Source organism: Enterobacter sp. Cy-643, assembly GCF_011752815.1.
In the GTDB taxonomy this organism is placed as follows: domain Bacteria; phylum Pseudomonadota; class Gammaproteobacteria; order Enterobacterales; family Enterobacteriaceae; genus Cedecea.
Genome location: NZ_VWWV01000001.1, coordinates 315,486 through 328,391, shown reverse-complemented (window position 1 = coordinate 328,391; position 12,906 = coordinate 315,486). Strand labels below are relative to the sequence as shown.

Below are 12,906 nucleotides of genomic sequence, written 5' to 3'. Positions count from 1 at the left end.
AGTTTCGAATGAAATACATCTCTATTTCATTCAATTATTCAGGCATACATTAACCAGGTAGCAACAACTCAGTAACCTACTCTCTGCCAGAGGAAGCCACCTATGCACCTGGACATTAACGATCTGCCGAAAGCTATCCGCGAGATAAAACAACAGCTGCGCCGCGATCTGCCCCACTATCAATCGGTATTTGCCGAGCTTGAAATCAATATTCGCCAGCAGATCGAGACGATCCGCGCTGAAATGGCGCGCGGCGAGAACCCTGTTCCGCAGCTCGACGCCGAGGATATTCTTCAGGGCCGCGTGAGCGAGCAACAAAAAGCGCTGATCCGCCAGCGCGGCTGCTGCACGATCCGGGGCGTTTTCCCGCAGGAACAAGCTCGTGGCTGGAATGAAGAGATCGGCCATTATCTGGCACGAAATCATTTTGTCGAACGCCTGAAAAATGCGGCAGAAGACAACTATTTCGGCACGCTTGCCGACAGTAAGCCGCAAATTTACGGCATTTACTGGTCTAAGCCGCAAACCGAAGCCCGCCAGCATGAGCGTATGAAAGCGGTGCAGGTGTTTCTCAATAATCTGTGGCAAACGGAAAGTCACGGCAGGCAACACTTCGATCCCAATCGCGTTGTTTCCTACGCGGACCGCACTCGCCGCCGCCCGCCCCGGTCAAGCTCGCTGGGGCTTTCGCCACACGTTGACGGCGGCTCGGTTGAGCGCTGGCTAGACGAGAACTTCCGCCACGTTTATCGCCACGTCTTTTCCGGCAACTGGAAAGATTACGATCCGTTTGCCGCCGAAGGCCGAACGGAAGTGAGGGAGTTCCCATCCCCTGCGGTCTGTTCGATGTTCCGTACCTTCCAGGGCTGGACGGCGCTAACGCCCCAGCGCAAACACGGCGGCACGCTGAATTTGCTACCGGTGGCTAACGCCATGGCCTGGATCCTGCTTCGTGCGCTGCAGGACGATGTGCCAGAAGAATCATTGTGCGAAGCTAAGCCAGGCAGAGCATTATCCATTAACAAAGAGTGGCATCCCCTTTTACTGACTGGGATTTCCTCAATTCCCGATATGGAGCCGGGCGATACCGTTTTCTGGCACTGCGATGTGATTCATGCCGTCGAGAACGAGCACTTCGGTGAGTTCGATAGCAACGTGATGTACATCGCGGCCGCGCCGTGGTGCGAGAAGAATGCAGAATACCTGCCTCGCCAGTGGGAAGCGTTTGTAGAGGGCAAGACGCCGCCGGATTTCGCCGCCGATGATTTTGAGGTTGATTTTATTGGCCGCGCAACCGCGCAGGATTTGACGCCTGCCGGAAAAGAACAGCTTGGTGGGAAGTGATTGACCCTCACGCTGCCAGAGTTGTCACTTAGTCATAAATATCGGCGCTTATGCAGGCCTGGATAATATTCCGTTCACTTCCAGCCCTGTTTTATATGTCATCACAGAGTCAGTGAACGTCTCAGGGGAGTCACCGTCATTCCCCTGAGAACCCGGACTCCCGGCCAAATAAATCGTCCGCGTGAGCGGCAGACCGCCGTTTTATCTCCCAGTCCTGGGTCGGCTGAGATGCGTTCCCGACGTCCGGCCCCTGGCCAGTCGGAGAGAAAACGCAGGCGATTTAAGCCGGAACCGAGCCTCGCTGTATTTCCTGGCCTGACTTAACCTGCAGAATGGCTTCCGGTTTTTTACCCTCACCCTCACCCTAATCCTCTCCCTGGAAAGCAGAGGGAATATATTGTGTTTTGTTCTGACCTGGTATTTTCTCCCTCGCTCCCCTGGGGAGAGGGCCGGGGTGAGGGGTGTCCTCAACTGGAAACCCCCGGTAAATTTCCTTATCATTGAGGCTTCCCTTCTGAGCCACGCGAGTGACCCGTGCACGAAATTTTTACTATGCTGCTGGCGGTGTTCGATCGCGCGGCGCTGATGCTTATTTGCCTTTTCTTCCTGATTCGTATTCGCCTGTTCCGCGAATTGCTGCACAAAAACGCCCATACGCCTAAAGAATTGCTGGCGGTCACCGCTATCTTCTCAATGTTTGCGTTGTTCAGTACCTGGTCAGGCGTGCCGGTTGAAGGCTCGCTGGTCAACGTGCGTATTATCGCGGTGATGTCCGGCGGGATCCTGTTTGGCCCCTGGGTGGGGATTATTACCGGGCTTATCGCCGGGACGCACCGCTACCTGATTGATATCGGCGGTATCACCGCTATCCCCTGCTTTATCACCAGCATCCTGGCCGGGATAATCTCCGGCTGGATCAACCGCAAGGTGCCCAAAGAGAAGCACTGGCGAGTCGGTATCATCGGCGGCATGCTCTGTGAAACAATGACCATGATTCTGGTGGTGCTCTGGGCGCCGAACACCGCGCTCGGCCTCGATATCGTGTCCAAAATCGGCGTGCCGATGATCCTCGGCTCGGTATCAATAGGCTTTATTATCCTGCTGGTACAAAGCGTCGAGGGCGAGAAAGAGGCCAGCGCCGCCCGCCAGGCCAAGCTTGCGCTGGATATCGCCAACAAAACGCTGCCGCTGTTCCGCAAGGTTAACAGTGAGTCTCTGCGCCAGGTTTGCCAGATTATTCGCCACGATATCGATGCGGATGCGGTGGCCATTACCGATACCGAAAAAGTGCTGGCCTATGTCGGGCTGGGGGAAAACAACTACCACGAGAACGACCAGGCTTTCAGCCCGCGCACCCGGCAGGCGCTGAAAGAGGGGCGTATCATCATTCGCAACGATGACGAAGCCTGGCGAACCCCGGAAATTCACTCCTTAATCATCATCCCGCTGTGGGAAAAAGGCGTGGTGACCGGCACGCTGAAAATCTATTACCGCCATGCCCACCAGATCACCTCCACGCTGCAGGAAATGGCCGTTGGCCTGTCGCAGATTATTTCTACCCAGCTCGAAGTTTCCCGCGCGGAACAATTGCGCGAAATGGCTAACAAAGCCGAACTCAGAGCGCTGCAAAGCAAGATAAACCCGCATTTCCTGTTCAACGCGCTGAATGCGATATCCTCTTCAATCCGTATGAATCCGGACACTGCGCGCCAGCTTATCGTCAACCTGTCACGCTACCTGCGCTATAACATCGAGCTGAACGACGACGAGCAAATTGATATCCGCAAAGAGCTGTATCAAATCAAGGATTACATTGCCATTGAGCAGGCGCGCTTTGGCGACAAGCTGACGGTGATTTATAACATTGATGAAGAGGTCAACTGCCGCATTCCCAGCCTGCTTATCCAGCCGCTGGTGGAAAATGCCATTGTGCACGGCATTCAGCCCTGTAAAGGTAAAGGCGTGGTGACGATAAGTATTGAAGAGAGCGGCAACCGGGTGCGCATTGCCGTGCGCGATACCGGCCACGGGATCGACCCAAAAGTGGTCGAACGCGTGGAGAATAACGAAATGCCGGGGAATAAAATTGGCCTGCTGAACGTGCATCACCGCGTGCAGTTGCTCTACGGCGAAGGGCTAATCATCCGCCGCCTGGAGCCCGGAACAGAAATTGCCTTTTACGTGCCGCGCTATGTCCCCACCGCCGCGCCCCGCCCACTGGAAGGGAGAGAAGCATGAAGGTCATTATCGTAGAAGATGAGTTTCTGGCGCAGCAGGAGCTGAGCTGGCTCATTAAAAACCACAGCGGAATGGAGATCGTCGCCTCTTTCGACGATGGCATGGACGTGCTGAAGTATTTGCAGCATCACGAAGTTGACGCCATTTTCCTCGACATCAATATTCCGTCGCTGGACGGCGTGCTGCTGGCGCAGAACATCAGTAAATTTGCCCACAGGCCGTTCATCGTGTTTATTACCGCCTGGAAAGAGCATGCGGTGGAAGCCTTTGAGCTGGAAGCGTTTGACTACATTCTGAAGCCGTATCAGGAATCACGCATTATTGGCATGCTGCAAAAACTCGAGGCGGCCTATCAGCAGCAAACCTCGCAGCCTGCCGCCAGCCATGAAAATCGCGACGCCACGACGATAAACCTGATCAAAGACGAGCGAATTATCGTTACCGACATCAACGATATTTATTATGCCGAAGCTCACGAGAAGATGACTTTCGTCTATACGCGCCGCGAATCTTACGTCATGCCGATGAATATCACCGAATTTTGCAGCCGCCTGCCGGAAAGCCACTTCTTCCGCTGCCACCGCTCTTATGTGGTGAACCTGAGCAAAATCCGTGAAATAGAGCCGTGGTTTAACAATACCTATATTCTACGCCTGCGTGACCTGGACTTTCAGGTACCGGTTAGCCGCAGCAAGGTGAAAGAGTTCAGGCAGCTGATGCGCCTGTAGAGAAGGGAAGCTGGCGGGCGCAATCGCAGCGCGCCCGCCCGGTATTACAGGACGTGCCCCAGCGTCTGACGCAGGTGTGCCCCGGCGCCCAGCAGCCCCGGCTGATCGTGCACGATGAGATAAACGGGAATATCCTTCACGAACGCTTTGAAGCGGCCTTTATCTTCAAAGCCGCCGCGGAAGCCAGACGCCTTAAAGAATTCCAGGAAGCGCGGCACAATACCGCCGGCAATATACACGCCGCCAAATGTGCTCATATTCAGCGCCAGGTTACCGCCGAAACGCCCCAGGATCACACAAAACAGCGACAGCGCGCGGCGGCAGTCGGTGCAGGTGTCGTCCGCGGCTTTTTCAGTAATGTCCTTCGGCTGGTAGTTTTCCGGTTCACGACCGTCGGCCTTAACGATGGCGCGGTAGAGATTCAGCAAGCCTGGTCCGGAGAGAATACGCTCGTTGGAGACGTGCCCAAGTTCGTTGCGCAGCTGCTCCAGAATAATGCCCTCTTCTTCGCTGTTCGCCGCGAAATCTGAGTGACCGCCTTCACCCGGCAGGCTGATCCAGCGTTTGTCGACGTGCACCAGGTGAGAAACGCCCAGCCCGGTGCCCGCGCCATACACCACCACCGGTTTGCCTGCCACAGGCTCGCCGCCGCCGAACTGAATCAGATGCTCTTTTTTCAGCGCCGGAATGGCCATGGAAACGCCGGTAAAGTCGTTGATAATTTCCAGATGCTCGAAGCCCAGGTTTTGCTTCATTTCAGCGGTGGAAAACGCCCAGGTATGGTTGGTCATTTCCACCCAGTCCCCGTTTATCGGACAGGCGATGGCCACACAGCCTGACTGCACGCTGATGTTATGTTCTTTGAGGTAGTGCTGAATCACCGCTTCCAGGCTTGGAAAATCAAGGCCGGAGTAAGTCTTTGCCTGTGAAATATCACCCGTATTCAAATCGCATAGCGCCAGACGTGCATTGGTGCCGCCGACATCTCCCACCAAAGCATATTTTGTCATTCTCAAACAGCTCCGCTAAAGTCAGAATAAGTTCTGGCAACACTGTAAAATTAGCCAGCCGAAACAACAACGCCCATCATTCAGGTGCGGTGCGATTGTTGAACCAGGTCACATTCTGGCTTTACCGTTTCAGCTCTATTTGCAATGCGGCTTCAGACTTTCCGCTTTTGCGTCGTGCGACTTCCTATTGTAAGGATTGACTATGCTCCATCCGCGAGCCAGAACAATGCTGGTACTTTCCATTCCGGCTCTGATTATCGGCGTCTTATCCAGCCTGGTGTTAATTGTCGTGATGAAGGTCGCCGCTGTGCTACAGGAGTACCTGTGGACGACGCTGCCCGCGGCGCGTGGGTACGATCCCCAGTCCCCGTTTTGGATCCTGCTTATTTTAACCCTGACCGGCGTCGCGGTTGGGCTCGTTATCCGGTATTTGCCGGGCCACGGCGGGCCCGATCCAGCCACCGAACCGCTTATCGGAGCGCCCGTGCCGACGATGGCTATTCCAGGCCTGGTGATGGCGCTGGTGATTGGCCTGGCCGGCGGCGTGAGCCTGGGGCCGGAGCACCCGATTATGGCGGTAAACATTGCGCTCGCGGTGGCGCTTGGCGCTCGCGTTTTACCGAAGGTCAGCCCGCTTGACTGGACTATCCTTGCCGCTGCGGGCACCGTCGGCGCTTTATTCGGCACGCCGGTGGCCGCTGCGCTGATTTTTTCGCAAACGCTGGGCGGAAATAATGACGTCCCGCTGTGGGACAGGCTCTTCGCGCCGCTGATGGCGGCATCCGCCGGGGCGCTGACCACCAGCATTTTCTTTCAGCCTCACTTTGCTCTGCCGGTTGCCAGCTACCCCGAAATGCACATTGAAGATCTGTTCAGCGGGGCCGTTGTCGCAGCTATCGCCATTGCAATGGGCATGGTGGGCGTCTGGTGCCTGCCCAGATTGCACCGCCTGATGCACCAGCTAAAACATCCGGTGCTTATACTCGGCGCTGGTGGATTTTTGCTTGGCCTGCTGGGGATTATTGGCGGCGAGGTCACGATGTTTAAAGGCCTGGATGAAATGCGCCAGCTGGCTATTTCCGACTTCTCCGTGTCGTCGCTGCTGCTGTTTGCCGTGGTGAAGCTGGCCGCGTTGATTATTGCGGCCGCCAGCGGTTTTCGGGGCGGGCGGATTTTCCCGGCGGTATTTGTGGGCGTGGCGTTAGGCATGATGCTGCACCAGCACGTTGAGGCGGTTCCCGCCGCCATTACGCTCTCCTGTGCCGTCCTTGGCATGGTACTGGTGGTGACGCGTGACGGCTGGCTAAGCCTGTTTATGGCGATGGCCGTGGTACCGGACGTCAAACTCCTGCCCTTACTGTGCATCGTGATGTTACCCGCCTGGCTCCTGCTGGCGGGTAAACCGTTAATGATGGCCGGGCGGCCAAACCGCTGACTAATGTTCCATTTCCGAGTTGCGTTTACCCAGCGAGGTGGTGACCGCCCTGAGCAGTTCGGGAATGTCCTGCTTAGGCAGCACCACTTCCACCAGCGCCAGCCTCTCCGGGCTGGCCAGTTTTTCCAGCACGGCAGCAAGCTGTGATGTTTCCGTGACGCGCCAGCATTCGGCCAGGCTATCCACGTTCATCGCCTGCGGCAGGCGGGTCCAGTCCCACGCGGCGATATCGTTGTAGCGCTGTTCCGGGCCGTGGATAGCGCGTTCAACCGTGTAGCCATCGTTATTCAGTACCATCACGACCGGCTTCTGGCCATCGCGCTGCATACTGCCCAGTTCCTGAATAGTCAGTTGGGCGGAGCCGTCGCCTATCAGCAAAAGCACGCGTCTTTTCGGCCATGCGGTTTGCGCCCCAAATGCCGCAGGCAGCGTAAAACCAATCGATCCCCACAGCGGCTGAACGATAAACGTCACTCCCGCAGGCAACGTTAGGGCGGCGGCACCAAACGCCGCCGTGCCCTGGTCAGCCAGAATGATGTCGCCGGGCTGTAGAGCATCTTGCAGAGTTTGCCAGAACGCGTGCTGATCCAGCCGGTCGCTGTCACAAACGGGAAGCTGCGGTGGCCTTTGCGTGGCCTCCGGCCAGGACGCAGCCTGTTGAGCACACAGCGGCTGCAAAATGGCAATGGCCTGAGCCATAGAGATCCCGCTAAACCAGCGTTCGCCGACGCGCACCGCCTCCGGTTGAACCTCAATCGTCTGCTGCTGACTTAGCTTTTGGCTGAAACCCGCGGTGATGGTATCGGTAAACTTCACGCCCACGCAGATAACCAGCTCCGCGCTTTCAATTCCCAGCTTTACCTGCGGCGGGCTGGCCGCCCCGCTGTAGGTGCCCAGAAAACCAGGCTGGCTTTCATCGAACAGCCCTTTCCCCATCAGCAGCGAAGCGTGGGGGATAGGCGTGCTCGCCATCCATTGCTGGAGTGTTTTTTGCTGCCCATAGCGTAGGGCCAGAAAATCGGCCAGCAGCGCCACGCTTCGGCTTTCGGCAATTTTTGCCTGAGCGCAATGACGAAACGCTTCCAGCGTTGCAGGTTCAGCCGCTGTTTCAGTTGCAATGAGTCGTTTTGAAGGCCGCGTTGCCGGTGCCTCCGCAACGTCGCTCGGCAGTAACAGGTAACCGGGGCGCTGCTGCTTGAGCGCTTCAAGAATCACGCGGTCAATTTCGCTGCAGGCATTGGCGGGGGTGAGCGAGGCCTGCGCCACAGAAACTTCTTCGGCAATGCGCAGGAAATGGCGGAAATCCCCGTCGCCTAAGGTGTGATGAAGCAGCTCGCCGCGCTGCTGAGCATGGCTATTGGGCGCGCCAACAATATGAATGACGGGGAGATGCTCGGCATAGCTGCCCGCCACGCCGTTCAGCGCGCTCAGTTCGCCCACGCCAAATGTGGTCAGCAGCGCCGCAGCGCCTTTACACCGGGCATACCCATCGGCGGCGTAGGCCGCGTTCAGCTCGTTAGCGCAGCCCACCCAGGCAAGCCTCGGATGCGCAATCACGTGATCCAGGAAAACAAGGTTGTAGTCACCGGGGACGCCGAAGAGGTGCTCGATCCCGCCTTCGTTAAGCCGGTCAACAAGATAGTCTGCCACACAGTAGCGCATAGGATTTTCCTTCTATGAGGGCTTGCTGTGAGTATTAAGTAACCGGGATCGGTGTCGAGAATATATCCGATTTAAGGGGTGGCACGTGGAATTTACAGTGGAATACGGCGTATTCTGGAGTGTGAAAGCGTATACACTAATTTCTCTGTTACCTGTAAGGATGACAATAATGACCTGGCAGCCCCACCCTGAACGCTATTCGTCTATGGAGTACCGCCGCTGCGGCCGCAGCGGCCTGAAACTGCCCGCCATTTCCCTTGGCCTTTGGCATAATTTTGGTGATGAAACGCTGCTGGAAACCAGCCGCCAGCTGCTGAGAAAGGCTTTCGATCTCGGCATTACCCACTTTGATCTTGCCAATAATTACGGCCCTCCGCCCGGTTCAGCGGAAGCAAACTTTGGGCGCATTTTGCGGGAAGATTTTCAGGCCTGGCGTGACGAGCTGATTATCTCGACCAAAGCGGGCTACACCATGTGGGATGGGCCTTACGGCGACTGGGGGTCGCGCAAATATCTGATTTCGAGCCTCGACCAGAGTCTGAAGCGCACGGGGCTTGAATACGTCGATATCTTCTATCATCACCGCCCGGATCCTGACACGCCGCTGGAAGAGACCATGCGTGCCCTCGACCATGTGGTGCGCCAGGGCAAAGCGCTGTATGTCGGGATCTCTAACTATCCGGCCGATAGAGCGGAGAAGGCCATTGATATCCTGAACGATCTCGGTACGCCTTGCCTGATCCACCAGCCGCGCTACTCCCTGTTTGAGCGCTGGGTTGAAGGCGGCCTGCTGGATCTGCTGCAGGAAAAAGGCGTCGGCAGCATCGCTTTTTCCCCTCTGGCCGGGGGCCAGCTAACCGACCGCTATCTGGGCGGTATCCCTGCGGATTCACGCGCCGCCAGCGGCAGCCGTTTCCTGAACCCCGACCAGATTACGGCAGAAAAGCTGGCAAAAGTACGCCAGCTTAACGCGCTGGCGGAGAAACGCGGGCAGAAGCTGTCGCAGATGGCGCTGGCCTGGGTACTCCGCGATGAGAAGGTCACTTCGGTGCTTATTGGCGCGAGTAAAACCAGTCAGATAGAGGACGCCGTGGGCATGCTAAGCCAGCGCCATTTCAGCGCACAGGAACGGGCGGACATAGAGGCGATCTTAGTGTAAACGTTTAACTTTCCCTCCTGGTTCACGCCAGTGACTTGTGCAATAAGTGCTATGGCCGATGATTTAGGAATTGTGTAATTCATCAGCCCGGTTGTCGGTTTGTAAGATTGTGTTAACAAGCCGCAACACGGCTCTGAGAACCAGGGAGAGAAAGTATGTTCAGGTCACTAATGCTTGCCCTTGCCTTACTGGCCGCGGCGCCGATGGTCGCAAACGCGGGTGAAATCACCCTGCTGCCGTCGGTGAAATTACAGATTGGCGATCAAGATTATCGCGGTAATTACTGGGACGGCGGCAGATGGCGCGACCGTGATTATTGGCACCGCAATTATGAATGGCGCGATCGCGGTTGGCATCGCCACCGTGGCTGGGATCGCGGCTGGGACCGCGGACGGAATAGCTATGAACGCGGCTATCGCGAAGGCTGGAACGACCGCGACGACCATCGCGGCAGAGGTCACGGACACCGTCATTAAATAAAAAAGGGCTGGATTATCCAGCCCTTTTAACGTTGTTCGGCAAGATTAGTTGCTAAAAAGCGTACTAAAAATTAACCACAGGTTGAGCGCCACCACCACCGCGACTATCGCCCAGCCAACCAGCTTAACCCAGCGCACGTTAACCAAATCACCCATCAGCTTTTTGTCGCTGGTAAACACCAGCAGCGGCACCAGCGCCAGCGCAATCCCGAAGCTCAACAGCACCTGGCTCATGACCAGAATACGCGTTGGGTCAAGCCCCATCATGATGACCACGAAGGACGGCGCCATGGTAATCGCCCGGCGAACCCACAGCGGAATATAAAAACGCACGAACCCCTGCATCACTACCTGCCCGGCAAGCGTACCCACCACCGTGGATGACAAACCGGCTGCCACCAGGCTAAGCCCAAAAATCGTGGCTGCGGCATGGCTCAACAGCGGCTCCAGCGTTTTATAGGCATCTTCCAGCTCGGCAACACCGGTATGCCCGGTGAAATGAAACGCCGCGGCGGCGGTGGCCATCATCGCCAGGTTGACGAAGCCGGCAATAGTCATCGCTATTGCCACGTCCCATTTAGTGGCGGAATAGCGCTCCGCCCGGTTGCCCGCATGCAGGTGCTGGGTCAGAGAAGAGTGCAGATAAATTACGTGCGGCATGATTGTCGCGCCCAGAACGCCGGCGGCAAGATACACCGCCTCGGACGTCGGCAGACTTGGGATCAGCATCCCTTTGCCCAGCTCAGCCACCTTCGGCTGGGAAAAAATAAGCTCAACGATGTACGCCGCGGCCACAAACAGCAGCAGTCCGCCGATAACTTTTTCCAGCGGCTTTTGCCCGCGGCTTTGCAGCATCAGAATCAGGAAAGTGGCTATCCCGGTGAGCACCGCCCCCTGGAGCAAGGAGACGCCCAGAATCAGCTTGAAGCCAATAGCCGCCCCGATAAACTCCGCGAGGTCCGTCGCCATGGCAATAATTTCCGCCTGAACCCAGTAAATCCAGACCAGCGGACGCGGGTAATGATCGCGGATTTGCTCGGCGAGGTTCTTGCCGGTAGCGATCCCCAGCTTGGCGGAGAGTACCTGAATCAGCGCCGCCATCAGGTTTGCCCACACCACTACCCACAGCAGTTGATAGCCGTAGCTCGCCCCGGCCTGAATATTGGTCGCGAAGTTACCGGGATCGATGTAGCCGATAGCGGCGATAAACGCTGGCCCCATCAACGCCAGCCGCAGCTTACGCGCGGTGCGTCCGGTATTGCTGTCAATGCGACTGCTTGTCATCTTCTGCCTCTGAGATATAGCCTTTGCTATGTTTTATGCTATCAAAATGAGAATGGTTATCAAGTTCATTTAGTGCGGGGAAATTGATTTCTCTGATAGCTGAAAACGATGTGCAGGAGGCGTGAGATAGTGAATCTGGATGCCGGTTAACGGATTAACATTTGGCCAACGTGTAAACTGTCGATGAGCCATCTTAACGTAACTTTTAGCTTCTTTACTTAACATAGCAGAAATGTATGGTGGATCACTATTTTTGCGTTCCGTCACAGGTCATCACTATAGTGTGGAATTGATCTCGTTTTCTTATTGCTTGTTACATAGAATGTGCAACGAAATTAAACCTGCCTCATATTTGGAGCAAATATGTCCCGCGTTTTGCACTTTGTTTTAGCGCTTGCTGTGGTCGCGCTGCTGGCTTTGCTGGTTAGCCCTAACCGCAAGCAAATTCGTATTCGCTTTGTCATTCAACTGTTAGTGATCGAAGTGTTACTGGCCTGGTTCTTCCTGACCTCCGACGTCGGCCTGGGCTTCGTGAAAGGTTTCTCCGAGATGTTCGAGAAACTGCTCGGCTTCGCTAACGAAGGGACAAACTTTGTCTTCGGCAAAATGAACGACGAAGGCCTGGCTTTCTTCTTCCTGAAGGTCCTGTGCCCTATCGTGTTTATTTCTGCGCTGATCGGTATTCTGCAGCACATTCGCATTCTGCCGATTGTTATCCGCGCTATCGGTACCGTGCTTTCCAAAGTCAACGGTATGGGTAAGCTGGAATCCTTTAACGCCGTAAGCTCGCTGATTCTGGGACAGTCAGAAAACTTCATCGCCTATAAGGATATTCTCGGCAAGATGTCGCGCAACCGCATGTACACCATGGCGGCGACCGCTATGTCTACCGTGTCCATGTCAATCGTGGGTGCGTACATGACCATGCTGCAGCCAAAATACGTGGTTGCCGCGCTGGTGCTGAACATGTTCAGTACCTTTATCGTGCTGTCACTGATCAACCCGTACCGCGTGGATGAGAAAGAAGAAAACCTGCAGATGTCTAACCTGCATGAAGGTCAAAGCTTCTTCGAAATGCTCGGCGAGTACATTCTGGCAGGTTTCAAGGTCGCGGTTATCGTTGCCGCAATGCTGATTGGCTTTATCGCTCTGATTTCTGGCCTGAACGCACTGTTCGCCGCCGTACTGGGTATCTCCTTCCAGGGCATTCTGGGCTACATTTTCTACCCGGTAGCCTGGGTGATGGGTGTGCCGTCCGGCGAAGCGCTGCAGGTCGGTAGTATCATGGCGACCAAACTGGTTTCCAACGAATTCGTTGCCATGATGGATCTGCAGAAGATTGCCAGTTCCCTGTCTCCACGCGCGGAAGGCATCCTGTCCGTGTTCCTGGTGTCCTTCGCTAACTTCTCTTCTATCGGCATTATCGCCGGGGCAATTAAAGGCCTGAACGAAGAACAAGGTAACGTGGTTTCCCGCTTCGGCCTGAAGCTGGTTTACGGTTCTACGCTGGTGAGTATCCTGTCCGCGTCCATCGCCGCGCTGGTTATCTGATTATTGCGTATTAAAA

At 55.8% G+C, this 12,906-nt stretch carries 10 protein-coding genes; 7 read left to right on the top strand and 3 right to left on the bottom strand.

Annotated features, from left to right (window positions below; translation table 11 throughout):
- Window positions 1-102 precede the first annotated feature (102 nt).
- The 3 genes from F3J29_RS01555 (at window position 103) to F3J29_RS01545 (ending at window position 4,310) form a co-directional block, all read left to right on the top strand.
- Window positions 103-1,344, top strand: coding sequence for a DUF1479 domain-containing protein (locus F3J29_RS01555; protein WP_166862472.1), 1,242 nt, complete (start codon window positions 103-105; stop codon window positions 1,342-1,344).
- A gap of 534 nt (window positions 1,345-1,878) precedes the next feature.
- On the top strand, window positions 1,879-3,582 hold the full coding sequence (locus F3J29_RS01550; protein WP_166862470.1) for a LytS/YhcK type 5TM receptor domain-containing protein: 1,704 nt from the start codon (window positions 1,879-1,881) through the stop codon (window positions 3,580-3,582).
- Window positions 3,579-4,310: a LytR/AlgR family response regulator transcription factor gene (locus tag F3J29_RS01545; protein ID WP_166862468.1), complete on the top strand. Its 732-nt coding sequence runs from the start codon at window positions 3,579-3,581 to the stop codon at window positions 4,308-4,310. Before F3J29_RS01550 ends, F3J29_RS01545 begins: the two co-directional genes overlap by 4 nt.
- A 44-nt stretch (window positions 4,311-4,354) precedes the next feature.
- On the opposite strand, the gene glk is transcribed toward F3J29_RS01545, so the two are convergent.
- On the bottom strand, window positions 4,355-5,320 hold the full coding sequence (gene glk, locus F3J29_RS01540) for a glucokinase (RefSeq protein ID WP_166862466.1): 966 nt from the start codon (window positions 5,318-5,320) through the stop codon (window positions 4,355-4,357).
- Between the two features lie 202 nt (window positions 5,321-5,522).
- Between glk and F3J29_RS01535 the strand changes: the two genes are divergently transcribed.
- Window positions 5,523-6,755 carry an ion channel protein gene (locus tag F3J29_RS01535; RefSeq protein ID WP_166862464.1) on the top strand — a complete coding sequence of 411 codons (1,233 nt, stop codon included), beginning with the start codon at window positions 5,523-5,525 and terminating at the stop codon, window positions 6,753-6,755.
- Here the strand turns inward: F3J29_RS01535 and F3J29_RS01530 are convergent, their stop codons facing one another.
- On the bottom strand, window positions 6,756-8,417 hold the full coding sequence (locus tag F3J29_RS01530; RefSeq protein WP_166862462.1) for an alpha-keto acid decarboxylase family protein: 1,662 nt from the start codon (window positions 8,415-8,417) through the stop codon (window positions 6,756-6,758).
- 169 nt (window positions 8,418-8,586) lie between these two features.
- Here F3J29_RS01530 and mgrA point away from each other — a divergent pair, with 169 nt between their 5' ends.
- Window positions 8,587-9,576 (top strand): L-glyceraldehyde 3-phosphate reductase, encoded by a 990-nt coding sequence (gene mgrA / locus F3J29_RS01525; protein ID WP_166862460.1) that lies wholly within the window; start codon window positions 8,587-8,589, stop codon window positions 9,574-9,576.
- 155 nt (window positions 9,577-9,731) lie between these two features.
- Window positions 9,732-10,052, top strand: coding sequence for a DUF2502 domain-containing protein (locus F3J29_RS01520; RefSeq protein ID WP_008459618.1), 321 nt, complete (start codon window positions 9,732-9,734; stop codon window positions 10,050-10,052).
- Window positions 10,053-10,100: 48 nt separating this feature from the next.
- Here the strand turns inward: F3J29_RS01520 and F3J29_RS01515 are convergent, their stop codons facing one another.
- A complete protein-coding gene (locus F3J29_RS01515; protein WP_353620540.1) occupies window positions 10,101-11,357 on the bottom strand; it encodes an Nramp family divalent metal transporter in 1,257 nt (418 codons plus the stop codon).
- Between the two features lie 345 nt (window positions 11,358-11,702).
- On the opposite strand from F3J29_RS01515, the gene F3J29_RS01510 reads away from it, so the two are divergent.
- Complete coding sequence (locus F3J29_RS01510; protein WP_166862457.1) at window positions 11,703-12,890, top strand: NupC/NupG family nucleoside CNT transporter; 1,188 nt, start codon at window positions 11,703-11,705, stop codon at window positions 12,888-12,890.
- Window positions 12,891-12,906 lie beyond the last annotated feature (16 nt).

Excerpts from the sequence above, each read along its gene's own strand:
- F3J29_RS01545 (WP_166862468.1), top strand. The coding sequence starts at position 3,579 with ATGAAGGTCATTATCGTAGAAGATGAGTTTCTGGCGCAGCAGGAGCTG.
- mgrA (WP_166862460.1), top strand. The coding sequence starts at position 8,587 with ATGACCTGGCAGCCCCACCCTGAACGCTATTCGTCTATGGAGTACCGC.
- glk (WP_166862466.1), bottom strand. The coding sequence starts at position 5,320 with ATGACAAAATATGCTTTGGTGGGAGATGTCGGCGGCACCAATGCACGT.
- F3J29_RS01535 (WP_166862464.1), top strand. The coding sequence starts at position 5,523 with ATGCTCCATCCGCGAGCCAGAACAATGCTGGTACTTTCCATTCCGGCT.
- F3J29_RS01555 (WP_166862472.1), top strand. The coding sequence starts at position 103 with ATGCACCTGGACATTAACGATCTGCCGAAAGCTATCCGCGAGATAAAA.
- F3J29_RS01530 (WP_166862462.1), bottom strand. The coding sequence starts at position 8,417 with ATGCGCTACTGTGTGGCAGACTATCTTGTTGACCGGCTTAACGAAGGC.
- F3J29_RS01510 (WP_166862457.1), top strand. The coding sequence starts at position 11,703 with ATGTCCCGCGTTTTGCACTTTGTTTTAGCGCTTGCTGTGGTCGCGCTG.
- F3J29_RS01520 (WP_008459618.1), top strand. The coding sequence starts at position 9,732 with ATGTTCAGGTCACTAATGCTTGCCCTTGCCTTACTGGCCGCGGCGCCG.